The organism is Mycobacterium sp. E787 (genome assembly GCF_001668725.1).
Classification (GTDB): Bacteria; Actinomycetota; Actinomycetes; order Mycobacteriales; family Mycobacteriaceae; genus Mycobacterium.
In genome coordinates this window covers 137,480-164,204 of record NZ_LZKL01000055.1, presented here as the reverse complement: position 1 = coordinate 164,204, position 26,725 = coordinate 137,480, and the positions used below count along the sequence as shown (strand labels likewise).

The 26,725-nt window shown below is 70.6% G+C and carries 26 protein-coding genes; 7 read left to right on the top strand and 19 right to left on the bottom strand.

Annotated elements, in window-relative coordinates:
- Position 1: 1 nt before the first annotated feature.
- The 9 genes from A5705_RS11865 to eccCa form a co-directional block, all read right to left on the bottom strand.
- Entirely contained in the window at positions 2-1,381 is a 1,380-nt protein-coding gene (locus A5705_RS11865; protein ID WP_068277612.1) for a hypothetical protein, read from the bottom strand.
- 2 nt (positions 1,382-1,383) lie between these two features.
- Positions 1,384-1,671: a hypothetical protein gene (locus A5705_RS11860; protein ID WP_067873564.1), complete on the bottom strand. Its 288-nt coding sequence runs from the start codon at positions 1,669-1,671 to the stop codon at positions 1,384-1,386.
- Between the two features lie 45 nt (positions 1,672-1,716).
- Positions 1,717-3,054 carry a phosphoglucosamine mutase gene (glmM, locus tag A5705_RS11855; RefSeq protein WP_067873561.1) on the bottom strand — a complete coding sequence of 446 codons (1,338 nt, stop codon included), beginning with the start codon at positions 3,052-3,054 and terminating at the stop codon, positions 1,717-1,719.
- A 139-nt stretch (positions 3,055-3,193) separates the two neighbouring features.
- Positions 3,194-3,691, bottom strand: coding sequence for a 30S ribosomal protein S9 (gene rpsI / locus A5705_RS11850; protein ID WP_082956425.1), 498 nt, complete (start codon positions 3,689-3,691; stop codon positions 3,194-3,196).
- Entirely contained in the window at positions 3,688-4,131 is a 444-nt protein-coding gene (gene rplM / locus A5705_RS11845; RefSeq protein ID WP_067873559.1) for a 50S ribosomal protein L13, read from the bottom strand. Before rplM ends, rpsI begins: the two co-directional genes overlap by 4 nt.
- Before the next feature lie 215 nt (positions 4,132-4,346).
- The gene (locus A5705_RS11840) at positions 4,347-4,643 is read right to left on the bottom strand and encodes a WXG100 family type VII secretion target (RefSeq protein ID WP_067873556.1); all 297 of its coding nucleotides are present in this window, start codon (positions 4,641-4,643) and stop codon (positions 4,347-4,349) included.
- Between the two features lie 10 nt (positions 4,644-4,653).
- Positions 4,654-4,965, bottom strand: coding sequence for a WXG100 family type VII secretion target (locus tag A5705_RS11835; RefSeq protein ID WP_082956424.1), 312 nt, complete (start codon positions 4,963-4,965; stop codon positions 4,654-4,656).
- A gap of 50 nt (positions 4,966-5,015) precedes the next feature.
- The gene (locus A5705_RS11830; protein WP_067873798.1) at positions 5,016-6,260 is read right to left on the bottom strand and encodes a type VII secretion-associated protein; all 1,245 of its coding nucleotides are present in this window, start codon (positions 6,258-6,260) and stop codon (positions 5,016-5,018) included.
- Positions 6,257-9,877, bottom strand: a complete 3,621-nt coding sequence (gene eccCa / locus A5705_RS11825) for a type VII secretion protein EccCa (protein WP_067873551.1) — start codon at positions 9,875-9,877, stop codon at positions 6,257-6,259. The genes A5705_RS11830 and eccCa overlap by 4 nt, the downstream gene beginning before the upstream one ends.
- A 129-nt stretch (positions 9,878-10,006) precedes the next feature.
- Between eccCa and eccD the strand changes: the two genes are divergently transcribed.
- Both eccD and mycP read left to right on the top strand, forming a co-directional pair.
- On the top strand, positions 10,007-11,353 hold the full coding sequence (gene eccD / locus A5705_RS11820; protein WP_231982409.1) for a type VII secretion integral membrane protein EccD: 1,347 nt from the start codon (positions 10,007-10,009) through the stop codon (positions 11,351-11,353).
- A 14-nt stretch (positions 11,354-11,367) separates the two neighbouring features.
- The gene (gene mycP / locus A5705_RS11815) at positions 11,368-12,642 is read left to right on the top strand and encodes a type VII secretion-associated serine protease mycosin (RefSeq protein ID WP_304528555.1); all 1,275 of its coding nucleotides are present in this window, start codon (positions 11,368-11,370) and stop codon (positions 12,640-12,642) included.
- On the opposite strand, the gene eccB is transcribed toward mycP, so the two are convergent.
- The gene (gene eccB / locus A5705_RS11810) at positions 12,607-13,998 is read right to left on the bottom strand and encodes a type VII secretion protein EccB (protein ID WP_304442245.1); all 1,392 of its coding nucleotides are present in this window, start codon (positions 13,996-13,998) and stop codon (positions 12,607-12,609) included. The genes mycP and eccB overlap by 36 nt on opposite strands.
- 129 nt (positions 13,999-14,127) lie before the next feature.
- Here eccB and A5705_RS11805 point away from each other — a divergent pair, with 129 nt between their 5' ends.
- A complete protein-coding gene (locus A5705_RS11805; RefSeq protein WP_067873544.1) occupies positions 14,128-14,967 on the top strand; it encodes a cutinase family protein in 840 nt (279 codons plus the stop codon).
- Between the two features lie 50 nt (positions 14,968-15,017).
- On the top strand, positions 15,018-15,644 hold the full coding sequence (locus A5705_RS11800) for a cutinase family protein (protein ID WP_369803284.1): 627 nt from the start codon (positions 15,018-15,020) through the stop codon (positions 15,642-15,644).
- 52 nt (positions 15,645-15,696) lie between these two features.
- On the opposite strand, the gene truA is transcribed toward A5705_RS11800, so the two are convergent.
- The 8 genes from truA to infA form a co-directional block, all read right to left on the bottom strand.
- Positions 15,697-16,617: a tRNA pseudouridine(38-40) synthase TruA gene (truA, locus tag A5705_RS11795; protein ID WP_082956422.1), complete on the bottom strand. Its 921-nt coding sequence runs from the start codon at positions 16,615-16,617 to the stop codon at positions 15,697-15,699.
- Complete coding sequence (gene rplQ / locus A5705_RS11790) at positions 16,547-17,197, bottom strand: 50S ribosomal protein L17 (RefSeq protein WP_067873535.1); 651 nt, start codon at positions 17,195-17,197, stop codon at positions 16,547-16,549. Before rplQ ends, truA begins: the two co-directional genes overlap by 71 nt.
- Positions 17,198-17,267: 70 nt before the next feature.
- A complete protein-coding gene (locus A5705_RS11785; protein WP_067873533.1) occupies positions 17,268-18,311 on the bottom strand; it encodes a DNA-directed RNA polymerase subunit alpha in 1,044 nt (347 codons plus the stop codon).
- A 128-nt stretch (positions 18,312-18,439) separates the two neighbouring features.
- On the bottom strand, positions 18,440-19,045 hold the full coding sequence (gene rpsD, locus A5705_RS11780) for a 30S ribosomal protein S4 (protein WP_067873530.1): 606 nt from the start codon (positions 19,043-19,045) through the stop codon (positions 18,440-18,442).
- A 10-nt stretch (positions 19,046-19,055) separates the two neighbouring features.
- Entirely contained in the window at positions 19,056-19,475 is a 420-nt protein-coding gene (gene rpsK, locus A5705_RS11775) for a 30S ribosomal protein S11 (protein ID WP_067873528.1), read from the bottom strand.
- Between the two features lie 3 nt (positions 19,476-19,478).
- Positions 19,479-19,853 (bottom strand): 30S ribosomal protein S13, encoded by a 375-nt coding sequence (gene rpsM, locus A5705_RS11770; protein WP_066907568.1) that lies wholly within the window; start codon positions 19,851-19,853, stop codon positions 19,479-19,481.
- 174 nt (positions 19,854-20,027) lie between these two features.
- A complete protein-coding gene (gene rpmJ / locus A5705_RS27150) occupies positions 20,028-20,141 on the bottom strand; it encodes a 50S ribosomal protein L36 (RefSeq protein WP_003879483.1) in 114 nt (37 codons plus the stop codon).
- A 42-nt stretch (positions 20,142-20,183) separates the two neighbouring features.
- Positions 20,184-20,405 (bottom strand): translation initiation factor IF-1, encoded by a 222-nt coding sequence (infA, locus tag A5705_RS11765; RefSeq protein WP_003418601.1) that lies wholly within the window; start codon positions 20,403-20,405, stop codon positions 20,184-20,186.
- A gap of 250 nt (positions 20,406-20,655) precedes the next feature.
- Between infA and A5705_RS11760 the strand changes: the two genes are divergently transcribed.
- Both A5705_RS11760 and A5705_RS11755 read left to right on the top strand, forming a co-directional pair.
- The gene (locus A5705_RS11760; RefSeq protein ID WP_067873522.1) at positions 20,656-22,323 is read left to right on the top strand and encodes an FAD-dependent oxidoreductase; all 1,668 of its coding nucleotides are present in this window, start codon (positions 20,656-20,658) and stop codon (positions 22,321-22,323) included.
- Complete coding sequence (locus A5705_RS11755) at positions 22,320-23,804, top strand: ATP-binding protein (protein ID WP_067873519.1); 1,485 nt, start codon at positions 22,320-22,322, stop codon at positions 23,802-23,804. Before A5705_RS11760 ends, A5705_RS11755 begins: the two co-directional genes overlap by 4 nt.
- Before the next feature lie 34 nt (positions 23,805-23,838).
- On the opposite strand, the gene A5705_RS11750 is transcribed toward A5705_RS11755, so the two are convergent.
- Positions 23,839-25,644: a serine/threonine-protein kinase PknD gene (locus tag A5705_RS11750; protein ID WP_255400359.1), complete on the bottom strand. Its 1,806-nt coding sequence runs from the start codon at positions 25,642-25,644 to the stop codon at positions 23,839-23,841.
- A gap of 222 nt (positions 25,645-25,866) precedes the next feature.
- Here A5705_RS11750 and A5705_RS11745 point away from each other — a divergent pair, with 222 nt between their 5' ends.
- Entirely contained in the window at positions 25,867-26,721 is an 855-nt protein-coding gene (locus A5705_RS11745) for an LLM class F420-dependent oxidoreductase (RefSeq protein WP_067873513.1), read from the top strand.
- Positions 26,722-26,725 lie beyond the last annotated feature (4 nt).

The window sequence follows — 26,725 nt, the reverse complement described above, 5'->3', positions numbered from 1 at the left end:
ATCAACTTCCCGCCTGCGGGAGCTGGTCCGCGGCGATCTCGCACGGCGTTTTCGACTCGTTGCCAACAGGCGCCGGCGGCGGGGCCGGGGCCGGCGGCGCGGCAGGGGCCGGCGGTGCGTCGACCGGTGCGGGCGGACCGTCCGGTGCGGCTGGCGCGGCGCCCGGCGCCGACGCATCGACCGGCACGGCCCGGTCGGCGGGCTTGAGCGCCTCGTCGTCGGGTGTGTGGTCGGCATCTTTCGGCTCGTCGGGTTGACCGGGCTTGTCCTCGGGGTCATCGTCGGCGTCGTCATCGGGGTGGAACGGCTCCTCGCCATCGACGGTGCCCTCCTCGCCTGATTGGTCCGCCGGACCCAACAGGGAGCCCATGGCCTCGACGATCCGGTTGGCCAGCCCGCCGAGCCCGCCCAGCCCACTCAGGCCGCCGCCCAGGTCGCCCGCCGGCATGCCGGAGGCGGTCCCCAGCTCGGGCAGTGCCGGAGCCGGGATCGCGGGGTTTGTTGCCGGCGCGGCCGAGGCCAATGTCGGCGCGGGTGCAGGATCGACCGGCGGCCCGGCAGCCGCGGCGGGCGCGGGCGCGGCCGCGGGAGCCGGCGCGCCTGCCGGGGGAGCCGGCACGGCTGCCGGGGGCGCCGCCACGCCTGCCGCCGGGCTCGGCGGGCCCGCCGGACGCGGCCGATAGTCGGGCCCGAAATCGCCGGGCACCTCGAAGCGCGCCGGTGGCGTGACCGCCATCCGGTCGATGACCATGTCGTAGGACGTGTCGACACCGTCCACCGTCGAGCGCATCGTCGTCAGCCAGTCGTCGCGAATCTCGTTGTCCACGTAGGGCTGTATCTGCTCACGGACCACCTCCTCGGCGCTCGCCCGGTCCCCCGCGCCGGACGTCACCGCGGCTGCGGCGGCCAACCACGCCGGTTGCTGGGCCCGCGTGCGATCGTCGATGGCGATGGCCGTCGCGACCTTCGAGTCGACGAGGTACCACAGGTTGTCCCGCAGGGACTCACACCGCTGAGCCGCCGCGCGGACCTCGAGGGCCACCGCGCTCGCGGCGTCGCAGTGACGCTCCAGAAACCGGGCCGCGGAGTCCCCGCCCGCGCCCGCCCACGCCGTGGCCAGCTCGGAAATCTGCGCGCGCTGGATCCGCAGCGCCTCCATGACCGCCGCGCCCGCGGCCCGCAGTTCCGCGCAGTCGCGATCGAGGGTGCGAAGGTCGAGGCCATCTTCGCTGTCGTACCAATCGCGAATCCGGAAGGGATGCGACGTCATTTCGGGGTACCGGTAACCGAGCGCGTGGCAGGCCTGCACGTAGGCCTGGGTGTGCTCGACGGCGGGCCGGCCCTCGGCGAGGCGCTCGGCGACGTCCAACCGCTCGGCCACGATCAGGCGATCCGCGCCGCGGTGTACAGTTCGGCGTCGGCGTAGCGGTCGGCGCCGGCGCGCAGCGCGGCCGCGGCCGCGGTTGCCGCCCGGGACCACTGCGTCACCTCGGCCGTCAAGCGGTCCAGCTGGACACGCAGGGCATCCCCGCGAGCGGTGTGCGCCCGGCCGGCGCTCGCCGCGCCGAAAGCCAACCGCGCCAAGTGATCTCCCACGGCACGATCGAGCAGTTCCGCGGCCGCGTCCAGCTGGTCGGAGACCCTGTACACCCCGGGGCTATCGAATTCCATGCCTAATCCGACGCCCGACACCGCGCCGGGGTTCCAGCGGAAGGATCAGCGCGCGGAGCTCACCGCTTCGGCGACACCGGCCGCGACGCGCTGCGCGATGGCCTCTTCGGGGGCCTCCACCATGACCCGGATCATCGGCTCGGTTCCCGAGGGGCGCAACAGGATTCGCCCGGTGTCACCCAGTTCGGCCTCGGCCTGCTCGACGGCGGCCCGCACCGAGGGGGCCGCCGCGGCGGTGGCCTTGTCGGCGGCCTTGACGTTGATCAGCACCTGGGGCAGCGCCCGCATCGCCGAGGCGAGGTCCGCCAGCGACGAGCCGGTCTGCACCATGCGCGTCATCAGGCGCAGCCCGGTGACGATGCCGTCGCCGGTGGAGCCCACCGCGGGCATCACGATGTGGCCGGACTGCTCGCCGCCGAGGCTGTAGTCGCCGGCCCGCAACTCCTCCAAAACGTAGCGGTCGCCGACGCCCGTGGTGCGCACGGTGATGCCGGCCGCGCGCATCGCCAGGTGCAGCCCGAGGTTGCTCATCACGGTGGTCACCAGCGTGTCGGAGGCCAGTTCGCCGGCCTCCCGCATGGCCAGCGCGAGCACGACCATGATGTGGTCGCCGTCGACGAGGTTCCCGTTGGCGTCGATGGCCAGGCAGCGGTCGGCGTCGCCGTCGTGCGCCAGGCCGAGGTCGGCGCGGTGCTCGACGACGGCCGCCTTCAGCGCATCCAGGTGCGTCGAGCCGCAGCCGTCGTTGATGTTGAGCCCGTTCGGCTCGGCGTTGATCGCGATCACCCGCGCGCCCGCGGCGCGGTAGGCGCGCGGCGCCACCGACGATGCGGCACCGTGGGCGCAGTCGACCACCACGGTCAGGCCGTCCAGCCGCAGCGTGCACGTCTTCGACAGGTGGCGCAGGTAGCGGTCGTCGGCGTCCTCGGCGTCGACAAGGCGGCCGATCCCGGCGCCGACCGGGCGCAAGCCGGGTCCCGCCGCAACCAGTTCCTCGATCTGATCCTCGGTGTCGTCGTCCAGCTTGTGGCCGCCGGGACCGAAGATCTTGATGCCGTTGTCGGGCATCGGGTTGTGCGAGGCGGAGATCATCACCCCGAAGTCGGCGTCGTAGGCACCGGTCAGGTACGCCACAGCCGGTGTCGGAAGCACCCCGACCCGCAGCGCGTCGACTCCCTGGCTGGTCAGCCCGGCGATCACGGCCGCCTCCAGCATCTCGCCGCTGGCCCGGGGGTCGCGCCCGATCACGGCGACCCGCCGGCCCGGCCCAACGGAACTCGCCAGTCGCCGCGCCGCCGCGGCGCCCAGGGCCAGCGCCAGCTCGGCGGTCAACTCGCGATTGGCGACCCCGCGAACACCGTCGGTGCCGAATAGTCGACCCATGCCGAAAAACCTCTCACAGTTGGCGGTCGTTCACCTAACGTGCCCGTTCTTTTCTGACCGAAACCATGCGTTTTGGTGCGCAGACACGCCGCTGACTTGCGCAAAAGTTGCCAAGTCGCGGCCGAAAAGCGAGCGTTGATCAGCGCTTGCTGTACTGGGGCGCCTTGCGCGCCTTCTTCAGCCCGTACTTCTTGCGCTCGGTGGCACGCGGGTCACGCGTGAGGAAGCCGGCCTTCTTCAGGGCGGGCCGGTCCTCCGGCGAGGCCAGGATCAACGCCCGGGCGATGCCCAGGCGCAGCGCGCCCGCCTGCCCCGACGGGCCGCCGCCATGCAGCAGGGCGAACACGTCGAAGCTTTCCACCCGGTCCACGGTCACCAGCGGGGCCTTGATCAGCTGCTGGTGCACCTTGTTGGGGAAGTAGTCCTCCAGGCTGCGGCCGTTGAGGTCGAACTTGCCGGTGCCGGGCACGATGCGCACCCGCACCACGGCCTCCTTGCGGCGGCCGACGGTCTGGATGGGCCGCTCGAACACGAACGACTCGGCGGGACGGGCGGCGGGAGCCTCGGCCGGGGTCTCCGGCGTCTCCGGGGTCTCCGGGGTCGCCGGGGTCTCCAAGGCCTCGGTTGTTTCGGTCACTGCGCCACCTGCTTGATCTCGTACGGCACCGGCTGCTGAGCGGTGTGGGGGTGCTCCGGGCCCGCGTAGACGCGAAGCTTGCGCTGGATCTGACGGCTGAGCTTGTTCTTGGGCAGCATGCCGACGATCGCCTTCTCCACGACGCGGGTCGGGTGCTTTTGCAGCAGCTCGCCGGTCGAGCGCTTGTGCAGACCGCCGGGATACCCCGAGTGGCGGAAAGCCATCTTCTGCTGCAGTTTGTCGCCGGACAGGGCGACCTTTTCGGCGTTGATGACGATGACGAAGTCACCGCCGTCGACATTGGGCGCGAACGTCGGCTTGTGCTTGCCGCGCAGCAGGTTGGCTGCCGCGACGGCAAGGCGGCCAAGCACCACGTCCGTGGCGTCGATGACGTACCACGACCGTGTGGTGTCACCCGCCTTTGGCGCGTAGGTGGGCACAGCGCTTACCTTCTCTTCTCGAGGTGGATCCCGGGTCGAGCCGGGTGCCGGTCAGGCGTTCACGGTGGGGTTCATCTCGGCGACCGACGTTGACCCGAGACCCCGGCGTACCGCACGCCAACCGAGCAGCTTACCGATGCGCGTCCCCGCAGGTCAAAATGACTGTGTGGTCCCGGCGGCTCTCCCCCGCCGGGACCACACAGGGGCCATCACGTTTATCGTGCCCAGACGCCGGCCGCCCGCCGGTCGGCGTTCGCCATCTCCTCCGCACCGTCGCGCACCGCATTCCCCAGCTCGACCAGGATCTCGTTCAGCGCCGTGGCCGCCTGGTGCCACTTCAACTGCTCGGCCTGGTACGCGGCGGCCGCTTCGCGGGTCCACAGCTCCCGCAGGGGCGCGACCTGCGAGTTCAACTCTTCGAGCGCCGCGTTGAAGCGGGTCGCGGTCGCGTGGATCTCCCGGCGGATCGAGTATTCGATCTCGCCGAAGTTGTAGGACAGCACCTGGTCCACGTTCCCTCCCTCACACGTTCCCGCCGGCGGCGGCGATGCGGCGGGCGTGCTCCTCGCCCGCCTCCGACAGCGCGGCCTCGTTGTGCCGGATGGTCTCGGCGATCGTGTGCAGGGCGTGGTAAAGCCGCGTCGACTCGGCATTCCAGCGGTCCACCACATCTTTGAACCGCGCGGCCGCGATCCCACCCCACACGGAGCGCGGCACGCTGCCCATGCGTCCGATGAAGGCCTGCAGCATTGCCCGGATCTCGTCGTTGCGCGCGTCCGTCGAGGCCGCCACCGTGCGCATCACGCCAAGGTCGGTGCTGAGAGTGTTCGCCATATCAGATTGGACCGCGCGGGGAGGTATTCGGTTCCGCCCGATTCGCCGACTCATCCGATCGCGTGGGCGGACCGCACCGCCTGCTCGCACGCCTCCCGAACGGCCTCCTCGCCGCCGGGGCGGCTCTGGCAGCCGACGCTGATCCGGACCGGACCGTCCAGCAGCACGGACCAGCGCACGTGGTGTGTGCCGCGCACTTCGCGGTACGTCACCGCCGGGCGGCCCGCGCTGCTCCCGGAAGGGTTGAAATCGACGAACACCCCGGTGGCCTCCGCGTCGATCGCGCGCTTCAGCCGCTCGGCGGTGGCCCCCAGCGTCTCGCCGGGCACCGGCGACTGCGTGACGTGCAACGCCACCTCGGGATCCGTCGGCGAGGTGACCTGTACCCGCGCCGACCCGGGGCCGGTCACCACCCGCTGCGCCAACCAGTTCGCGGGCACCGTCAACGCGACGCGGCCCTCGACGAGCAATGTCGTCGGCACCGGCAGCACCGTGGCCGGGGGCGGTCCGCCCCCGCGGCGGGGCGCCCCGCCCGAGATCGCCAGCGGCAACGCCGTCAGCGCGACGACGGCCGCCGCAAGCCCGGCCACGGTCCGCGCGCGGGACCGGGCGTCTCCGGTTGCGGCGCCTGCCCCGGCCTCGGGTGGGGCGGGCACCTCGTCCGGCACCGACCGAGCCAGCTCGGCGTCACCGATCTCCACCACCGCCCGCCCGCTACCGCGCACCGCCCCGGCGATCAACGCGGCGAGGGTCGGACCCCCGGCAACCGTGCCGGGCGCGTCGATCAGGACGACCGCCGACGGGTGATGGGCATCGCCGGCGATGACCGTGGCCACCTCCTCAGCAACCGAATGCTCGTCGGCAACGCGCGGTATCGCGGCGACCTCGGCGCCGGTGATCGCCACCAGCCGCTCGGCGACCTCCACGACCACCGTCGCCTCGCCGCGGGCGTCCGACGCGCGCGCCAGCAGCCACGACCGCGGACGCGCCAGCGCGTCAACCCCCGGCATGGTGGCGGCCCTGGTCACCACGTCGACACGGGCCGGCGGCCACCAGGACGGATGCACCACGAGCACGCCGTCGCAGTCCGCACACGTCAGTGATCTCAGCGCGGCGCGCCACAGCGAACCGACGGCGACCGGTCGCCCACCGACCAGTGCGACCCGATCGTCAATCGCGCCCAGCGCCACCCGCACGGTCTCCGAGACATCGCCGCCCGCCACACCACTTGTCCCACAACATAATCGGCGGATCGTTCCGGGCCCGGCCTCGATGACGGCCCGATGGCGTGTCACGGCGGCGGGACCCACGCCACCTGGACAAGCTGGTCGTCACCGGCGCGGGTCGCCAGAACGCCACGGCCCGGCGGCAGGCGCTGCGGGCGCCCGGCCCCCCACGGCGTGCTTTCGTCCGGGCGCCCGCTCATCGTCAACGTCATGCAGCCGAGGTCACGCAGCCCCGTCAACAGCGGCTCGAACAGGGCGCGCTCTGCACCGCCGCGGCGCGCCACCACGAGATGCAGCCCCAGATCCTTTGCGTACGGCAGGTAGTCGACGACGGCCCCGAGCGGGTTGCCCGCGGCCGTGGCGACCAGGTCGTGGTCGTCGATCAGGACATAGAGGTCGGGCCCGGACCACCAGGACCCGGCACTGAGCTGCGCCGGGCTGGCGTCCGACGGGGGCATCCGCCGGCGCAGGGAATCGAGCAGATCCGGCACCGTCGCGCCCAAGGCGGCCGGCGACCCGGCGTAGCCCGCGAGGTGTTCCGACTCGACGACGCCCAGCAGGGAGCGGTGGAAATCGACGATCAGCAGCTGGGCCTCCGCGACGGTCTTGGTCCGGACTATCTCATGGCACAGGGTCCGCAACGTGGCGGTCTTTCCGCACCCGGTGTCCCCGAGGATCAGGAGGTGCGCGTGGCGCCCGAAATCGACTGAAACCGGACGCAATCCGCGCTCCTGAAGGCCGAGCAGGACGCACGCACCGATCTCGGCACCCGCTCGCTGCACCACGACGTCGTGGTCGACGTGCCGGGGAAGCAGCGCTATCGGGGGCGCGGCGGGACCATCGGTACGGAACCTGTCGGTGGGCAGCGCGAGGACCATGTGCAGGCCCTCGCGGGATAGTCCGCGGCCCGGCCTGTCGAGGGGTACTTGCTGCGCCCGTTTGCGGTCGATCTCGGAATCCGCCGGGTCGCCCAGCCGCAACTCGATGCGGGTGCCGATCTGATCCCTCAGCGACGGCCTGATCTCGGCCCAGCGCGACGCCGACAACACCACATGAACGCCGAACGAAAGACCCTGGGCCGCAAGGGCGCTGACCGGCGCCTCCAGTTCCTCGAACTCGCGACGCAGGCCCGCCCAGCCGTCGACGACGAGGAAGACGTCGCTGAGGCGATCGCCGTCACCCGAGACAACATTTCGGTGCTCCTGGCGGTACCGGACGATGGCTTCGATCTCGGCGACCACCCGCCGGACCAGCTCGGGTTCGGCCCGGCCGGCGACGGCGCCGACGTGCGGCACGGTTCGCACGGAGCCCAGCGCCCCGCCGCCGAAGTCCAGGCAGTAGAACTGCGCCCGTCCCGGACCGTGGGTGGCCGCCAACGCCGTGATGAGCGTGCACAATGCCGTCGACTTGCCGGATCGGGGCGCCCCGACGAACGCGACATTGCCTGCCGCTCCGGACAATTCGGCCAACAGCGGCGCGCGGCATTGCTCGAAGGGACGGTCGACGACACCGATCGGCACGGTGAGGCCGTCCAGCGCCGGTGCGCGGTCGCGGAGCAGGTCGTCCAGTGCCGGTGCCGCCCCGAGCGGGGGCAGCCAGACTTGGTGCGCGGGCGGCCCGTGTCCGGCCACCCGGTCGAGGACGCACTCCAGCACGGTCCGCGTGCCCTCGGTCCCGACGGCGCGGGTAACCCGGCCGGCCGCCCGCGAGCTGAACACCCGCGCCGGAGGCGTCGGCGCGTGCGCGGGGCCGGTCGCCGTCAACCGCCCCGAAACGAACGCGGCCTGAAACCGAATCGACTCGCCGCTGCCGGTGCTCAAAAACCCCGCGCCCGGCGCGTTCGGCAGCTGGTATGCGTCAAGCGTTCCCAGCACCGCGCGTGATTCGCCGGCGGTCAGGGTCTTCAGGCATATCCGATAGGCCAGGTGGGCTTCCAGGCCGCGCAGGCGGCCCTCGTCGAGCCGCTGGCTGGCCAGCAACAGATGCATGCCCAGCGACCGGCCCAGCCGGCCGATCGCGACGAACATGTCGGCGAACTCGGGATGCTGGCTGAGCATTTCGGAAAACTCGTCGATGATGATCAACAGCGTCGGCAGGGCGGCCAGCTGGCCGCCGGCCCGGCGCGCGCGGTCGTATGCCGCGACGCTGGCACAGCGTGCCGCCCGGAGCAGCCGTTGCCGGCGGTCCATCTCGCCGCCCAGCGCGTCGCGCATGCGGGTGACCAGCGGCGCCTCGTCGGCGAGGTTGGTGACGACGGCGGCGACGTGCGGCGCCCGCGCCAGGTCGAGAAACGTTGCGCCCCCTTTGAAGTCGATCAGCAGCAGATTGAGCTCTTCCGGGGAGTTCCGGGCCACCATCCCCAGCGCGATGGTGCGCAGCAGCTCGGACTTGCCCGACCCGGTGGCTCCCACGCACAGCCCGTGCGGGCCCATGCCATTGTCGGCCGCCTCCTTGATGTCCAGTTCGATCGGTGTGCCGTCGAGCGCGGTGCCCAGCGGGACGCGCAACCGCTCACGGTGGTTCCGGTTGTGCCACAACGTGATCGGGTCGAAGTCGGCGAGATCTCCCAGGGCCGCCAGGTCGGACCACGCGCCGTCCGCCGCGCCCGCCCGATACGCGGCGAGCCGCCGGGCACAGGTCAGCGCGTCGACCAGTTCCATGCGGTCGGGACATGGCAACGGCTGGGGTTCGTCGTCCCGCCGAATCGTCACCGGGGCGCCGGGGCGGTGGCAACCGGCCTCGAGCAGGGTGCACCCCGTGATCGCACCGGACGTCGCCCGCTCACCCAGGTCGACGACCACGATCGCGTGGGGGACCGCATCGGCGAGCGCACGCCGCGCCTCCGGCAGGCTCGGATACACCATCCGCGCGGACCCGACCGCATCGGTGGCCGTCGGATGTTGATTGTGCGGCAGCCACTTCAGCCAGTCCCAGTGCCGCCGATTCGGATCACCGACGGCCGCTGCGATGAGCAAGCGATCCGGCGGATGCAGCACGGCCAGCTGGCAGATCATCGCGCGCAGCAGTGCACGTACCGAGGCCACATCTCCGTCGACCGTCACCGTTGCAACCCCGAACAGGGCGACCGTGACGGGCGCGTCCGCGAGGACCGCGTTGGCTGTCAGGAAGCGATGGAGTGCCGTCGCGGTGACCGGATCCGAGGCATCGCGGGCCGGCGGGTCCGGCGCTACCAACCGGGCGGCAAGCGGTAGGTTCCCGATCCCGACCCGGGCGAGGCAGAAATCCGGATCGGACGCTCTGCGCTCCCACATGCGGGGACCGCCGATCAGGGTCCACAGCGTGTCGGGGTCGGGGTGGCTCCAGCGCAGCGACAGTCGTTGCGCGGTAGCGATTTCGGTGACCGTTGCGCGGAGCCGGCTGAGATAGCCGAGGTACTCGACCCGGTCGGTGTCGATGCCGCGCCCCTGCCTGCGGCCGCGGCCCGCGGCCACCGCGACGGATGCCAGCGTCATCGCCGGGAACGCCAGGAAAATCGGATTGCGGGCGGCGGTCGACCCCGAGAAGAACACGGCCGTCATCACACCGAGACCCGCGATCGAGGCGGCAACCGGCAGCCAGCCGGGCGATCGAGGCGGCGGGGGGCTCGGCGGCGCCTCGACAGCGATGTCCGCGGTTGCGACCGCAGGCGCCGGCCGCCGCCCCACGGGCACAAAGCATTGAGTCATCTCGACCCCTTCCCACCGTCGGGCGACGGTAGCAGCGCCGAAACCGGCCGCAAGTCGGCTGTGGATAACCGGATGCCGGGAGATCGGGAGCCGCCTACGGTGCCGGTAGTCCGACCGAAGGGATCACCATTGCCCGGATCCGATCTGGCGCTGCGCCGCGTGGCGATCCACGCCGGCGCCGCCGTCGCCGACGTCGCCCTGCCGGCCGGCGTCCCGGTCGCCGTCCTGATGCCGTCGATCGTCGACATCCTCGGCGGCCGCGGGAATGAGGGTGCCGGTGAACTGGTGGCGAGGCGCTACCGGTTGTCCCGGCCCGGTGCGGCCCCGTTGGGAGGAACGTTGGCCCAGAACGGGATCCAAGACGGCGAGGTGCTCGTCTTGACCGACTCCGCTGACCCGCCGCCCGCTCCCCGTTATGCGGACCCGGCTGAGGCCGTGGCGGCGACGCTGGACTCGACGGCCCGGCCGTGGAGCCACTCCCGGCAGGCGACCCGCCTGACGGGCGCGATCGCGGCGATCGCGCTCACCGGCATCGGTGCGCTGGCGCTCATCCGAAACGCGTTCAGCGCCAATGTCACCGGCGCCACGCTCGCCGTCACGGCATCCGCGGCCCTGGGGGCACTGATCGGTGCGGCGATCGCGCACCGCACCTACGGGGATGCGTTCGCCGGGCTGGCGCTGAGCCTGATCGCCACCGCCTTCGCCGCGGTCGCCGGTTGCCTCGCGGTGCCCGGCGCCCCCGGGCTCCCCAGCGTGGTGCTGGGTGCGACGGCGGCCGTCGTCGCCTCAATGGCGGCGATGCGCGCATCGGGCTGCGGCGTCATCACATTGACCGCCGTATCGTGCGCCGCAACGATCATCGCCGCGGCGGCCCTGGCCGGCGTGATCACCGCCGCACCGCCGCGCGTCATCGGGTCGGTGTCCGCGTCGGTGTCCCTGGGTCTGCTCGGCGTGGCGGCGCGGGTGTCGATCGTTCTTGCCGGGCTGTCACCGCAGCGCCCGCCCGCCGCGGACCTCGACGCCAAGGCGATCCGTGCCGACACCTGCCTGACCAGTCTGCTCGCCGCGTTCGCGTCCGTGGCCACCGTCGGTGCGGTGGTCACCGTGCTCGGCGGCGCACCGCGGCCGCAGCACATCGCCGTCGGCGCACTCACCGGCGCGGCTCTGCTGCTGCGGGCCCGTTCGGGCAACGGGACCAGGAGGCTGGTGTTCGTCGCCTGCGGGACGGTCATTACCGCAACAACTTTCGCCGTCGTTGCCGCCGGCACGCCACATGGCGCGTGGACGGCGGCGTTGACGGCGGCGCTGGCCGCCGCGGCGATGCACCTGGGGTTCGTCGCGGCGGCCATATCGACCTCACCGTTGATACGCCGCGGTGTCGACGCGCTGGAGGGTCTGACCCTGGTCGCGATGGTGCCCGCGACGTGCTGGGTATGCGGCCTCTACAGCGCCGCTCGCGGATGGCATCTCGGGTGAGCGTGTCACGCCTCATGGCGGTGTCGGCGCTTGCGTCGCTTCCCCTGCTGGGAGTGCCTGCCGCGCAGGCGGTTTCGCCGCCTTCGATCGACGACAAGTGGCTGCCCGAGCCGGCTCTGCCCGCGCCGCCGTGGCCGACCCTGCAGCGCGAGGTTTGCGCGCCGCTGACGGCGGCCTCGGCGAAAGACGGCACCCACCTCCCCGATCTCGTCGACCTGCGCCGGGCCTGGCAGTTCACCCGCGGTGCCGGACAACGCGTGGCGGTCATCGATACCGGCGTCTCGCCCCACCCCCGGCTACCCGCCGTCGTGCCGGGCGGCGACTACGTTTCAACCGGCGACGGCGCCCAGGATTGCGACGCGCACGGCACCCTGGTGGCCGGGATCATCGCGGCTGCGCCCGATCCCGGGGCCGACGGCTTCACCGGGGTGGCGCCCGAGGCCACCGTGATCAGCATCCGCCAGTCCAGTTCCAGATTCGCCCCCGCCACCGACCGCTCCCGCGCCGGGGTCGGCGACGTCGAGACGATGGCCAAGGCCGTCCGAACGGCCGCCGATCTCGGCGCGTCGGTGATCAACATCTCCTCCGTGGCCTGCGTTCCCGTCGGCTCGGCACCCGACGATCGGGCCCTGGGCGCCGCGCTCGCGTATGCCGTCGACGTCAAGAACGCCGTCGTCGTGACCGCCGCGGGCAACGCCGACGGCGCCGGCCAGTGCCCGCGTCAGCGCCCCGACGCGACGTGGCAGACGATCACCGTCGTAGCCAGCCCGGCCTGGTACGACGACTTGGTGCTCACCGTGGGTTCCGTCAACGCCGAAGGCGCACCGTCGGCCTTCACGCTTGCCGGACCCTGGGTGGACGTCGCCGCCACCGGCGAGGCGGTGAGTGTGTTCGGCGCACAACCGGTTTCGGGCACCAGCTATGCGGCTCCGGTGGTCAGCGGGCTGGCCGCGCTGATCCGGGCCCGCTTCCCCGCGTTGACCGCGCGGCAGGTGATGCAGCGCATCGAGTCGACCGCCCACCACCCGCCCGGCGGGTGGGATCCGACGGTGGGCAACGGCGTCATCGACGTGCTGGCGGCGATGAGCACCGACTCCGGCCCGCCCGCGACCGCGATCACCACACCCACACCGGCGCCGCTTCCGGTGATCATGCCGCCGCAGCACCCGCCGGATTCGCGGGCCCGCGGCGTCGCGCTGCGTGGCGCGGCCGTCGGTCTCGTTGCGCTGCTGGGCCTCCTGGCGGCCGGACGGCTACGGGCTTCCCCCAACCGTGTCGCGCGCGACTGACGCGCTCTGCCTGCTCAGTTCCGGCCCCGGCGGCAGGGCCGCCAACACCGACCATGGCGCCGGAATAGGCGCCGGCAGACCAAGATCGCGCGCCGCGTCGTCGTCGCGGATCGCAAAGCGCACCCCGGTGTCGGTGACCAGATAGCGCGCGCCGGCTCGGTTGCCGTCCCGCACATAGGCGCTGTGGCCGGGCGGCAGGAACACCGCGTCCAGCGCCGGACCGCGACCGTCGGCCTGCGACAGGGGCACCGCAGCCCGGCCGGCCGGCACCGGCAGGCCGCTACCGATCAGGAACGCGATGTCGAAATTTCCCGATGTCCCGGGCCGCGCGGTGACGCACAGGATGCTGCCGCCGTCCAGCTCCGGCGCCCGGTCCGGGAAACCCGCCAGCGGCAACGTGTTCGCGACCGCCGCGGCGCGGATCGCATCGGGCGCGACGGTGATGGCGTTGGCGGTTTCGTGCGAATCGCCGAAGCGCAGGAGTTCGGCGGCCACCCGCCCGATCCGCTGGACTCCGACGGGCAAAACGACGTAATACTCGTCGGCATCGCCGCGCGGGACGCGCAGCACGCTGCCGACCGTGAAGCCGGGCAGCCAGGGCACCGCCGCGCCCGACGCGCGAATCCGCGGGGTCCGTATCGGCGAGCCCTCGGGCACCGCGTTCAGCAACGCCTGCGACACGAGCCGCGGCGCGCGGCCCTCCAGCCGCAGCGCGCGCACCACCGCGGCATCGGCGAGGTCCACCACCGCCCGCTGACCGTCGTAAAGCAGGTAGGCCGGCGAGTCCGGCGCGCCCGCGACGAGGAGGGCACGCCCGGAAGCCAGGCGGTGGACCGGCGATTCGGCAGCCGGCCCGACGACGACGGTCGTCGCGCCAGTCGCGTCGGCATCGCAGATCGTCCACACGGACGCGTCCGCGGGCAGCGTCTCGCCGATGAACTGCGGCGCACCCGGAATGCCCAGCAGCGGACCGCGTTTGGTGCCTGCCAAATCCGACTCCCGCACCGGTTGCGGGTTGGCGGCCGTCCCCGCGATCAACCGCGCCGAGGCCAGGTTCGGTACGGGGTGCCAGACGTCGCCCACCCGCACGTAGAGCGCCCCGGATTCCCGGCCCATGACGATCCGGGCCTGCCCGAAATCCGCCTGCGGCCGCAGCGCACCCAGCAACGCGCACCCGGCCAGCGCGACGGCCGCGACAACGCACCCGACCGCGAGCGATGCGCTCTGGGTGCGCAGCGGTTCGTCCGCGGCGTCGATGTCACGCCCCAGCAGGGCGCACTCCAGCCTGCGCAGCAGGAATCGGTAGCCGCTGACCTGCAACCGGCTCGTCGGCCGGCGCAGCTGCGAACTGTCCAAAATACCCCCGGCAAATTTGTGGAATCCGTCTCCCCGCTCCAGTCAAACCGCAGGTAGGCGCGGGCGCCCGCGGTTGTCCACAGGCCGGCGAATTTTCCCCTCTTCGCTGGTTGCGGGTACTATTCCGGCGTGTCTTCCCACCGCATCGGTCGCTGGGTGGGCCCGGGGGTTTCTGCAGTGCTCACCGCCGCCGGCCTGCTCCTGTCCCCGACGGCGACGCCGGTCGCCTCCGCCTTCGACTGCCCGGACGTCGAGGTCATCTTCGCCCGCGGCACCAACGAGCCGCCCGGCCTCGGCCGCGTCGGCGACGCCTTCGTCGACTCGCTGCGCCAGCAGACCGGCCTGAACATCCTGCCCTACGGGGTCAACTACGCGGCCAGCAAGCTGCAGCTGCACGGCGGCGACGGCGCCAACGACACCATCGACCGCGTCAAGAAAAGCGTGGAGACGTGCCCGAACACCAAGATCGTGCTGGGCGGCTACTCGCAGGGCGCCTCGGTGATGGACATCGTGGCCGGCGTTCCCATCGGCGGCATCAACTGGGGCAACTCCCTGCCGCCGCAATACGCGAACAACATCGCGGCCGTCGCCACCTTCGGCGACGTGGCCGACCGCGCCGGCGGAACGCTGCCGGCCCAGAGCGCGCTGCTGGGCTCCAAGGCGATCGACCTGTGCAATCCGCAGGACCCGATCTGCCACGCGGGTCAGGGCAACGAGTGGAGCGGCCACACCGAGGGCTACGTCCCGGCGTACACCACGCAGGCCGCCGCGTTCGTCGCATCCAGGCTGATGACCGGGACCAACCCGCAGGTGCCCGGCTACGGGCCGCAGACGCCCGGCTACCCGCCGCAAGCACCGGGTTACGGCCCGCAGGCGCCTGGTACCAGCCCGTCGGTGCCCGGTAACGTCCCGGCGCCGAACGCGCCGGGCGCGCCGGCGCCGGTGAATCCTCAAGCGCCGCTTGTCTAAATCGTTACCGGGGCTTGATCCTGGGCCCGTAGCCTCGTCGTGTGAGGCTTATCCGCTTGGGGCTGACCGCCGCATTCCTTGCGGCGGTCGCGCTTTTCGTCGTCCCGAAGCTGCTGCCGCTGGCCTCCGCGTCGTGCCCGGACGTGGAGGTGGTGTTCGCCCGGGGCACCGACGAGCCGCCGGGTGTGGGGAAGGTGGGCCAGGCCTTCGTCAACTCGTTGCGCCAGGACACCCGCAAAAGCGTTGGGGCGTACGGGGTTAACTATCCCGCCAACAAGGACTTTCTGGCCGCCACCGACGGCGCGAACGACGCCAGCAACCACATCCAGCAGATGGCCAACAACTGCCCGAAGACGAAGATGGTGCTCGGCGGGTATTCGCAGGGCGCCGCCGTCATCGACATCGTCACCGCCGCACCGCTTCCCGGGCTCGGCTTCCGTCAGCCCCTGCCCGCCGCCGCGGCCGATCACGTCGCCGCCGTCGCCCTGTTCGGAAATCCGTCCGCGCGGGCCGGCGGGCTGATGAGCGCGCTCACGCCGGATTTCGACGGCAAGACCATCGACCTGTGCAACCCCGGCGACCCGATCTGCTCGAACGGCAACAAATGGAGTGCGCACCTGGGCTACGTGCCCGGATTGACCAACCAGGCCGCAAGTTTCGTCGCGGGCAGGGTCTAGCCCCGATGGCGGCGACCCGCGTCGCCCGACTGAGCCGGGCTCCCGATCGCCTCTAGCCCGGCGTGCGGAGGTCCCTGGTGATCAGGATCCGCGCGGCCAGTTGGTCGTCGGGCGGGTAATCGACGCCGACCATCGTCAACCCGTGTGCCGGCGCGGCGGCGAAGTCGCTGGAGCGGTCCGTGGCCGAAAGCAATTCGCGGCACCAGGACACCGGGCGCCGGTGCTCGCCGACGGCCAGCAGCGCCCCGACCAGCGACCGCACCATCGACCAGCAGAACGCGTCGGCGGTGACGTGCGCGGTGACCAGGTCGTCGTCGCGTGACCAGTCCAACCGCTGCAGATCGCGGATGGTGGTGGCGTTCTCCCGCTGACGGCAGAACGCCGCGAAGTCGTGCAGCCCCACCAGGTTTCGCGACGCGACGGCCATCGCCTCGACGTCCAGGTCGCGGGGCCAGGCGGTGACGTAGCGGGCCTGCTGCGGCTGCACCCCATACGGCGCCGTCGACAGCCGGTACACGTAATGGCGTCGCAACGCCGAGAATCGGGCGTCGAAACCCGCTGGGGCGCGGGCGATGTCGAGCACGCGCACGTCGGTCGGCAGGAACCGGCCCAGCCGGCGGACCAGCGGCAGGAACTCCGGCTCACCCGTCCGGAGTGCGCGCGGGTAGGCGTTCGGCAACGCGTCGGCGGGCACGTCGACGTGGGCGACCTGCCCGGTGGCATGGACCCCGGTGTCGGTGCGCCCGGCGGCGCGGAGCCGCACCGGAACGCGGAAGACCGTCGTCAGCGCCTCGTCGAGGACGCCGGCGACGGTCCGCTGCCCGGCCTGGGCCGCCCAGCCCGCGAATTCCGTTCCGTCGTAGGCGATGTCGAGCCGCAGACGGACCTGAGAATCCGGGTCGTTAACTCTCGTCAGCCTCGTCGCTCGCCTCGGCGGCCTCGGCTTCGGCCCTCGCGGCCACAGCCTCGTCATGCTTCTCGGCGGCGGCGGCCTCGGCCTCCGTGGCCTCGCCGGCCCCGGTCTCGGCCGGCTCGACGGCCTCTTCGGCGGGCTCGGTCAGCTCGTCGGCCGTCGGGCCCTCCGCCGCCTCCGGCTCGACCGCCGCCTGCGGCGCCGCCGCGGCCGCCACCGGCGCGTCGGACGTCTTCTTCGACGCCTTCACCCGGCGCGCCCGGTCCGCCTCGGAGGTCACGGTCTTCTCCCGCACCAGCTCGATCACGGCCATCGGGGCGTTGTCGCCCTTGCGCGCCTCGACCTTGATGATGCGGGTGTAGCCGCCGTTGCGGTCGGCGAAGAACGGCCCGATCTCCTCGAACAAGGCGTGCACCACGTCCTTGTCGCGGATCTTCTTGAGCACCTCCCGACGGTTGTGCAGCGTGCCCTTCTTGGCGTGCGTGATCAGCTTCTCCGCGTACGGCCGCAGCGCACGGGCCTTGGGCTCGGTCGTCTTGATCCGGCCGTGCTCGAACAGCGACGTGGCCAGGTTGGCCAGCAGGGCCTTCTGGTGCGAAGACGACCCGCCGAGGCGAGGGCCCTTGGTGGGCTTGGGCATTGCACTATCTCCTCAGTGGGGGCCGACCCCCGTATCAGGTAGGGCCGGGACGGGATTCTGTTGTAGGCCTTTACAGCTGTTCGGTTTCCGCGTAGTCCTGGTCGTCGTAGGCGGCCTCGGTGGACCAGGTGCCGGTTGCGACGTCATAGCCGGCGACCTCCGACGGGTCGAAGGTCGCGGGGCTGTCCTTGAGCGACAGGCCCAGCTGGTGCAGCTTGACCTTCACCTCGTCGATGGACTTCTGGCCGAAGTTGCGGATGTCCAGCAGGTCGGACTCGGTGCGGCTGACCAGTTCGCCGACGGTGTGCACGCCCTCGCGCTTGAGGCAGTTGTACGACCGCACGGTCAGGTCCAGGTCGTCGATCGGCAGCGCGAACGACGCGATGTGGTCGGCCTCGGCCGGCGACGGCCCGATCTCGATGCCCTCGGCCTCGACGTTGAGTTCGCGTGCCAGGCCGAACAATTCGACCAGCGTCTTGCCGGCCGAGGCCAGCGCGTCGCGCGGGGTGATCGAGCTCTTGGTCTCCACGTCCAGGATCAGCTTGTCGAAGTCGGTGCGCTGCTCGACACGGGTGGCGTCCACCTTGTAGGTGACCTTGAGCACCGGCGAGTAGATGGAATCGACCGGGATGCGGCCGATTTCGGCGCCCGAGGCCCGGTTCTGCACCGCCGGGACGTAGCCGCGGCCGCGCTCGACGACGAGCTCGACCTCGAGCTTGCCCTTGTCGTTCAGGGTCGCGATGTGCATGTCGGGGTTGTGCACGGTCACACCGGCCGGCGGCACGATGTCACCCGCGGTGACCTCGCCGGGACCCTGCTTGCGCAGGTACATGGTGACCGGCTCGTCCTCCTCCGAGGACACGACCAGGCCCTTGAGGTTCAGGATGATGTCGGTGACGTCTTCCTTCACGCCGGGCACGGTGGTGAACTCGTGCAGCACGCCGTCGATGCGGATGCTGGTGACGGCCGCGCCGGGGATCGACGACAGCAGCGTGCGCCGCAGCGAATTGCCCAGGGTGTAACCGAATCCCGGCTCCAACGGCTCGATGACGAACTGGGACCGGGTGTCGGTGAGGACTTCCTCGGACAGTGTGGGTCGCTGTGAGATCAGCATGGTGTTTCTTCTTCTCCTTCTCGGCACCCGCTATTTGATGCCGCCGTGTTGTCCGCTCCGACCCGCCGCGCCCGGCTTCGCCGCGCTTGCGATCGTCGCAGACCTGAACCAGGTTGGTACAGGGGTCTTTACTTCGAGTAGTACTCGACGATCAGCTGCTCGGTGAGCGGCACGTCGATCTGCGCGCGGTCGGGCAGCTGGTGGATCAGGATGCGCTGCCGCTCCCCCACGACCTGCAGCCAGCCCGGGATCGGGCGGTCACCCGCGGTCTCCCGCGCGATCTGGAACGGCACCGTGTTCAGCGAGCCGTCCCGCACGTCGACGATGTCGTACTGCGACACCCGGTAGCTGGGGACGTCCACCTTCACGCCGTTGACGCTGAAGTGCCCGTGGCTCACCAGCTGGCGGGCCATCCGTCGGGTGCGCGCCAGGCCGGCGCGGTAGACGACGTTGTCCAGCCGGCTCTCGAGGATGCGCAGCAGTTCCTCACCCGTCTTGCCGGGCTGCCGGACGGCCTCCTCGTAGTAGCGGCGGAACTGCTTCTCCATCACGCCGTAGGTGAAGCGGGCCTTCTGCTTCTCCTGCAGCTGCAGCAGGTACTCGCTCTCCTTGATCCGCGCGCGGCCGTGCTGGCCGGGCGGGTAGGGACGCTTCTCGAACGCCTGGTCGCCGCCGACGAGGTCGGTGCGCAGCCGGCGCGACTTGCGCGTGATGGGTCCGGTGTAACGAGCCATGATTCTTTCCCTAGACCCTTCTGCGCTTCGGCGGACGGCATCCGTTGTGCGGCTGCGGCGTGACGTCGGAGATCGCCCCGACCTCCAGGCCCGCCGCCTGCAGCGAGCGGATCGCGGTCTCACGGCCCGAACCCGGGCCCTTCACGAACACGTCGACCTTGCGGACCCCGTGCTCCTGGGCCTTGCGGGCGGCGTTCTCCGCGGCCAGCTGCGCGGCGAACGGCGTCGACTTGCGCGAGCCCTTGAAGCCGACATGGCCCGACGACGCCCAGGCGATGACGTTGCCCTGCGGGTCGGTGATCGTCACGATCGTGTTGTTGAACGTGCTCTTGATGTGCGCGGCGCCGTGCGGGATGTTCTTCTTTTCCCGCTTCCGGGTCTTGTGCTGCCCCTTCTTGGGGGCCGAGCCGCTCGCCTTCTTCGGTGGCATTGATTACCTGGCCTTCTTCTTGCCCGCGATGGTGCGCTTCGGGCCCTTGCGGGTGCGCGCATTGGTCTTGGTCCGCTGGCCGCGCACCGGCAGGCCGCGGCGGTGCCGCAGACCCTGGTAGCAGCCGATCTCGATCTTGCGGCGGATGTCGGCCTGGACCTCCCGGCGCAGGTCACCCTCCACCTTGAGGTTGGCCTCGATGTAGTCACGCAGGTGGGTCACCTGGTCATCGGTGAGGTCCCGCGTGCGCAGGTCCTTGTCGATGCCGGTGGCGGCCAGGATTTCGTTGGCGCGGGTACGGCCGACGCCGAAGATGTACGTCAGCGCGATCTCCATCCGCTTGTCGCGTGGGAGATCGACGCCTACTAGTCGAGCCATAGGTGGCGTTTCCTCTTAATCTCGTGCGGAGGTCTGATCCCAGCCCGTTCCCGGCCCCTTCGGGGGTGGGGCCCGGCCTCCGTCCGGGCGTGGCTGAACTGGCCCATATCTGGATATGCCAGCCGTTCAGTGGTGCTGGGAGGTCATCATTTAGTTGTTCAGCAGGCGGGAGCTCTAGCCCTGGCGCTGCTTGTGGCGCGGATCGGAGCAGATCACCATGACCCGCCCATGCCGACGGATCACCCTGCACTTGTCACAGATTGGCTTGACGCTCGGGTTCACCTTCACGGCTGGTCGATCCTGTTCTTCTCGTTGTCCGAATTCGGGCTGTCACTTGTACCGGTACACGATGCGGCCCCGGGACAGGTCGTAGGGAGACAGCTCCACCACCACCCGGTCCTCGGGCAGGATGCGGATGTAGTGCTGCCGCATCTTGCCGCTGATGTGGGCGAGCACCTTGTGACCGTTCTCCAACTCAATGCGGAACATCGCATTGGGCAGGGGTTCGACCACGCGGCCCTCGACCTCGATGGCACCGTCCTTCTTGGCCATACTTGTCAGAAATCCTCGTCATTCGTTTCGTTCACGTCAGCGCCCGGATGAGCGCAACATTCGCCCGACTTGAAACGTGAGCCGGTGACAGGAAATTCCTAGGGACTGGGCACGCAAAAAGTCGGCGCGGATGCCGCACCGTTGGTCCACGATACCTGGTAATTCGCCCCCACCAAAATCGCCGGCAGCTGAATCGGCGCCGCCTCCTCGACCCGCCACACGTCGCCTGACGAGCGCATACTTGAGGCCGATGACGAATCCCGCCGCCGCCCCCCGCAAACCCGTGCTGCTGACCGTCGACGACGACCCCGCGGTCTCCCGCGCGGTGGCCCGGGACCTGCGCCGCCAATACGCTGACCGGCACCGCATCGTCCGCGCCGACTCCGGCCCCGACGCCCTGGAAACGCTCAAGGAGCTCAAGCTGCGCGGCGAGACCGTCGCGGTGCTCATCGCCGACTACCGGATGCCGCAGATGAGCGGCATCGAGTTCCTCGAGCGGGCGATGGACCTCTACCCGGCCGCCCGGCGCGTGCTGCTGACCGCCTACGCCGACACCCACGCCGCCATCGATGCGATCAACGTCGTGGACCTGGACCACTACCTGCTCAAGCCGTGGGACCCGCCGCAGGAGAAGTTCTATCCCGTCATCGACGGGCTGCTGGACGCCTGGCGGGCGGCGCCGGAACATCCCATCCCGCACACCAAGGTGATCGGGCACCGGTGGTCGGCGCGATCCTGGCAGGTGCGCGACTTCCTGGCCCGCAACGGGCTGCACTACTCGTGGTTCATGGCCGACGACCCCGACGGCGAGCGGTTGCTGAAGGCCGCCGGCGCGGATTGCCTGCGGCTTCCGGTCGTCGTCACCGAGCGCGGCGACACCCTCGTCGAACCGACCGACGCGCAGCTGGCCGACACGCTGGGCCTCACCACGACGCCGTCGCAGGAGTTCTACGACCTGATCGTCATCGGCGGCGGGCCCGCGGGCCTGGCCGCCGCGGTCTACGGCGCCTCGGAGGGCCTGCGCACGGTGCTGATCGAACGCACCGCGACTGGCGGTCAGGCCGGCCAGAGCTCGCGCATCGAGAACTACCTCGGCTTTCCCGACGGGGTCTCGGGTGGCCAGCTGGCCGAACGCGCGCGCCGGCAGGCCGAGAAGTTCGGCGCGGAGCTGATCACCGCGCGGGCCGCCACGGCGCTGGAGGTCAACGGCTCCAAGCGCACCGTGCGGTTCGCCGACGGCGGCTCCGTCGACGCGCACGCGGTCATCCTGGCCACCGGCGTCGCGTATCGCCAGCTCGGCGCCGACGGATGCAACGAGCTGACCGGCCGCGGCGTCTACTACGGCGCGGCGGTCTCCGTCGCGACGGAGTGCGCGGGCGAGGAGGTGTACGTCATCGGCGGGGCCAACTCGGCCGGCCAGGCCGCGATGTATCTGTCCCGCGAGGCGAAGTCCGTGACCATCGTGGTGCGCGCCCCGTCGCTGGACGCGTCGATGTCGTACTACCTGATCGAACAGATCAAGCAGCGACCCAACATCACCGTGCGCACCTGCACCGAGGTGCAGCGCGCCGTCGGCGCCGACCACCTGGAGAGGCTGACCCTGGTCGACAACCGGACGGGCGCCACCGAGGACGTCACCTGCGCCCGGATGTTCATCTTCATCGGCGCCGCGCCGCGCACCGAGTGGCTCGACGGGGTGGTCGCCCGCGACGACCGCGGCTTCGTCCTCACCGGACCGGACCTGCGCAACGTGTGCGGCTGGACGCTGGACCGCCCGCCGCACCACCTGGAGACCAGCGTGCCGGGCGTGTTCGCCACCGGCGACGTGCGCGCCGAGTCCGCCAAACGCGTCGCGGCCGCCGTCGGCGAGGGATCGATGGCCGTGATGCTGGTGCACCGCTACCTCGCCGAAGCATGACGGCCAAGACGCCCTGCGAGCCCGACGAGCTGCGCAGCCTGTTCCTCTTCGAGGCCCTGTCCGACGAGCAACTCGCGGTGTTGTGCGCCAACGGGCACATCGAGAACTACGAGCCCGGCCCGATCTGTGTCGAGGGTGAGCCGGCGACCTGCTTGTACGTCCTGATCGAGGGCGAGCTGGCGATGTCGAAGCTCTCCGGCGGCCAGGACATCGAGACCAATCGGACCTCGCAACGCGGGGTGTACTGCGGCGCGTGGCGGGCGTTCACCGGTCAGCTGCACCGGCAGAGCTACGACGCGTCGGTGTCGGTCACCAAGCCGTCGCGCTTCTTCGTGCTCGACGCGCCCGCGTTCGCCCAGTTCATGAAGGACCAGTTCCCGATGGCCGTCCACCTGCTCGACGGGATGGCGGTCGGCCTGGAGCGCACCCGCCGGATCATCGACAACCGGGAGAAGCTGCTCGCGTTGGGCCAGTTGTCCGCCGGGCTGACCCATCAGCTGAACAACCCGGCCGCGGCCACCGTCCGCGCGGCGTCCGAGCTGCGCGAGCGGGTCGCCGGGATGCGGCAGAAACTCGCGATGCTCGCCGACGGCACGGTCACCCCGGACGCGCTGCGCGCGCTGGTGCGCCTGCAGGAGGAGGTCGCCGCCCAGGTCGCCAAGTCCGCCTCGGGGGACATGACCGCGATCGAGACGGCCGACCTGGAGGACGCGGTCGGTGAGTGGCTCGAGGACCACGGCGTCGAGGGCGGTTGGGACATCGCACCGACCTTCGTCGAGGGCGGCATCGACACCGATTGGCTGGAACGGATAGCCGCGGCGACGGCGGAGCCCGGCGCGTCGACGTCGCTGGAGAAGGCCGTCCGCTGGCTGACCTACACCGTCGAAGGCGAACTGCTGCTGAACCAGATCCTCGAGGCGAGCAAGCGGATCTCGGCGCTGGTCGCCGACGCCAAGCAGTATTCGCAGATGGACCGGGCGCCCTTCCAGGTGGCCGATGTGCACGAACTGCTGCACAGCACGCTCACGATGTTCGCCGATCGGTTGGGCCGGGACCCGAACAAGGACAAAGCCGTCCGGGTGGTCAAGGAATTCGACCGGTCGCTTCCCCAAATCCCTTGCTATCCAGGCGATCTCAACCAGGTGTGGACGAACATCATCGACAATGCGATCGCGGCGATGCGCGACGGCGGCGGCACACTGACCATCCGCACCGGCCGGCAGGGCAACATGGCCCGAATCGAGATCTGCGACACCGGGCCGGGGATCCCCGACGACGTGCGCGAGCGCATCTTCGAACCGTTCTTCACCACCAAACCGTTCGGGGAAGGCACGGGCCTGGGGCTGGACCTCGCGTTCAACATCGTCGTCAAGAACCATCGGGGCGACCTGCGCGTGGAATCGGTTCCGGGCGACACGCGGTTCATCGTGCTGCTGCCGCTGGACGCGCCGCCGGCCCAGGAGCCGGATCTTCCGGAATAGGGGCGTCGCGGCGCGGGTTGGGGACGACCATTCCCTATCGCTGCGGCAGCGCCACGATCTTGTTGTTGTGGCCGGCCACGTAGACCGTGCCGTCGACGCCAACCGCGAGCCCCCAGGGATAGTCCAGGCTGGCGAACGGCAGGATGACTTGCTCGCTCGAGCCCGGCGGAAGCTTCAGGGCCCGATTGTGCGCACTGTCGGTGACGTACACCGCACCGTGAGTGTCCACCGTCACCCCGCCGGGAGTGGAGAGGCCGGTGAAGGGCAACGTGCTTTGGACGGTCGAGCCGCGGGCCAGTGCCAGGACCCTGTTGTTCCCGCCGTCGGCTACATAGATCGTTCCGTTGTCGGCTACCACCAAACCGGTGGGAGCGTTGAGACCGGTGAAGGGTAGGACGGTTTCCGTGGTCGAGTGGGCGGGAAGGGCAACTACCCGATTCTTTTGGGTGTCGGTGACGTAGACGGTGTGGGCGCGGTCCACGGTCAGGCCGGTCGGGTTGCCGAGGTCGTTGAACGGCAGCTGAAATTGTTTCTTCGAGCCGGCGGCGAGCACCACCACCCGCTTGTTTCCGGCGTCGTTGACGTACACGGCGCCGGTGTCGTCCGTTGTCACACCGGTCGGAAAGCTCAGGTTTTCGAACGGCAGCAAGGTCTGCTCCTTCGAACCCGCGGTCAAGCCCAGCACCCGGTTGTGCAGCGTGTCGGCGACGAACACGGTGCCGCCACGATCCACCGTGACGCCTTCGGGCTCACGCAGGCCGCTGAAGGGCAAGGCCGTCTCCAGGGGGCCGCCACCGCGCTCGCTGACGGCAACCAGAGCAACCACCACGGCAACGACGGCGAGCAGGGCGGCTACCGAGATGCGCACAGATCTGCGCACCCACCACGGGCGAGACGGCGCGACCCGCGAAGACGCCGCAGGTGCGCTCGTCGGGGACGGCCGGTCGACGGGGTTGGCGGGGTTTTCAATGTTTTCGGGGTTTTCACTGTTTTTAGTGGCTGCGTTGTGCGGGGCCGCGAGTGGCTCAACCGGGGGCGGCGAGCTCGGCGTGGTGAGGGCCTCGCGGGCGGCTGCCGCCAGCTCCGGCGCGGTGTCGTAGCGGTCGCTCGGCCTCTTGGCCATGCCCTTGGCGATAACCGCGTCGAAGCCTCGCGGCAGCGCCGGGTTGGAGTCCGACGGCCGTGGCGGCGGGGCGACCACGTGGTTGCCGATCTGTTGCTCCAGGGTATAGCCCCCGATTGCGTGCTCCGCGGTCAAGCACTCATACAGAACGCAGGCCAACGCGTAAACATCCGAGCGGGCGTCAACCGCAGGGGCGCCGGTGTCTTCGGTTTGGAACCGTTCCGGGGCCATGTAGCGGAAAGTCCCCACCATGCCGCCCGTCGTCGTCAAACCCCGCTCGTCGGCGGTGCGGACGAGCCCGAAATCGATCAGGTAGGCATAGTCCTCGTCGTCGAGCAGGATGTTCGACGGTTTCACGTCGCGGTGCAACAGCCCCACCCTGTGGGCCGCATTCAGTCCCTTGGCGATCTGCTCGATGACGTGCACCGCCCGGGCCGGCGTCAGCGGCCCGCTGTCCAAGACGGACTGCAGGTCTCGGCCCTCGACCAGCCGCATGTCCAGGAACAGCCGTCCTTCGACCTCCCCGTGGGTGTGGATCGGGACGATGTGCGGACTGTTCAGTTGCGCAACCGCATGGGCCTCGCGCCGGAACCGATGCTGAAAGACCTCATCGCGGGAAATGTCGGCGGACAATATTTTGAGCGCGACAATCCGGTCGATGACGGTGTCGTAAGCCCGCCACACCAAGCCCATGCCGCCACGACCCAGCACTTCGATGAGCTGGTAGCGCCCGAACGAAATTTCTTGCAGAACGCCTCCCGGAGCACCGTTTCAGCACCATAACGCGCCCCCGACCATGGTGGCAGGTGTTCGGCGGGTCTGCTGTGCGGGGTCGGCGGGAATTGCACCGGGATTTGCCCGACCGCGCGAATCAGACACGCGGGCAAGCCGCGCATCCGGCAAGGAATAGGGCGGGGCGGCGGGCGGGTTGGGAAAACCATGACCGACTCCGCTCCCAGTAAACCCAATCTCGGCCGGTTCGGATCGTTCGGACGCGGCGTGACGCCCCAGCAAGCCAAAGAAATCGAATCCCTGGGCTACGGCGCCGTCTGGGTGGGCGGTTCCCCGCCCGCCGAGCTGGCCTGGGTGGAGCCCCTCCTCGAGGCCACGACGACGTTGCAGGTGGCCACCGGCATCGTGAACATCTGGACGGCGGCCGCGGGGCCGGTGGCCGAGTCGTTCCACCGCATCGACAAGGCCTATCCCGGCCGCTTCCTGTTGGGCATCGGCGTCGGCCACCCCGAGGCGCACACCGAGTACCGCAAACCCGCTGATGCGCTTGCCGCGCTGGTGGGTTACCTGGACCAGCTCGACGAGTATGGTGTGCCGGCCCACCGGCGCGTGGTGGCGGCCCTGGGTCCGCGGGTGCTGAAGCTGTCGGCCGAACGCGCCGCCGGCGCCCACCCTTACCTCACCACGCCCGAGCACACCGCGCAGGCCCGCGAGCTGATCGGCGCGTCGGCGTTTTTGGCGCCCGAACACAAGGTGGTGCTCACCACCGACGCCGACCGGGCCCGCGCGGTGGGCCGGCGGGCGCTCGACATCTACTTCAACCTGGCCAATTACCGCAACAACTGGAAGCGGCTGGGCTTCGCCGACGACGAGGTCACCCGCCCGGGCAGCGACCGCCTGGTCGACTCGGTGGTCGCCTACGGCACGCCCGAGCAGATCGCCGCGCGGCTCAAACAGCACCTCGACGCGGGCGCCGACCACGTCCCCGTGCAGGTCCTGACCAAGGATGAAAACCTGGTCTCGGCGCTGGCCGAATTGGCGGGGCCGCTCGGACTGAGCTGACAGA

Coding starts and splice junctions, on each gene's coding strand:
- A5705_RS11860 (WP_067873564.1), bottom strand. CDS start 1,671: ATGGAATTCGATAGCCCCGGGGTGTACAGGGTCTCCGACCAGCTGGAC.
- glmM (WP_067873561.1), bottom strand. CDS start 3,054: ATGGGTCGACTATTCGGCACCGACGGTGTTCGCGGGGTCGCCAATCGC.
- A5705_RS11835 (WP_082956424.1), bottom strand. CDS start 4,965: ATGGCGAACACTCTCAGCACCGACCTTGGCGTGATGCGCACGGTGGCG.
- eccCa (WP_067873551.1), bottom strand. CDS start 9,877: ATGACTCAATGCTTTGTGCCCGTGGGGCGGCGGCCGGCGCCTGCGGTC.
- mycP (WP_304528555.1), top strand. CDS start 11,368: ATGGCGGTGTCGGCGCTTGCGTCGCTTCCCCTGCTGGGAGTGCCTGCC.
- truA (WP_082956422.1), bottom strand. CDS start 16,617: ATGACGAGGCTGTGGCCGCGAGGGCCGAAGCCGAGGCCGCCGAGGCGA.
- rplQ (WP_067873535.1), bottom strand. CDS start 17,197: ATGCCCAAGCCCACCAAGGGCCCTCGCCTCGGCGGGTCGTCTTCGCAC.
- A5705_RS11785 (WP_067873533.1), bottom strand. CDS start 18,311: ATGCTGATCTCACAGCGACCCACACTGTCCGAGGAAGTCCTCACCGAC.
- rpsD (WP_067873530.1), bottom strand. CDS start 19,045: ATGGCTCGTTACACCGGACCCATCACGCGCAAGTCGCGCCGGCTGCGC.
- rpsK (WP_067873528.1), bottom strand. CDS start 19,475: ATGCCACCGAAGAAGGCGAGCGGCTCGGCCCCCAAGAAGGGGCAGCAC.
- rpsM (WP_066907568.1), bottom strand. CDS start 19,853: ATGGCTCGACTAGTAGGCGTCGATCTCCCACGCGACAAGCGGATGGAG.
- infA (WP_003418601.1), bottom strand. CDS start 20,405: ATGGCCAAGAAGGACGGTGCCATCGAGGTCGAGGGCCGCGTGGTCGAA.
- A5705_RS11760 (WP_067873522.1), top strand. CDS start 20,656: ATGACGAATCCCGCCGCCGCCCCCCGCAAACCCGTGCTGCTGACCGTC.
- A5705_RS11755 (WP_067873519.1), top strand. CDS start 22,320: ATGACGGCCAAGACGCCCTGCGAGCCCGACGAGCTGCGCAGCCTGTTC.
- A5705_RS11745 (WP_067873513.1), top strand. CDS start 25,867: ATGACCGACTCCGCTCCCAGTAAACCCAATCTCGGCCGGTTCGGATCG.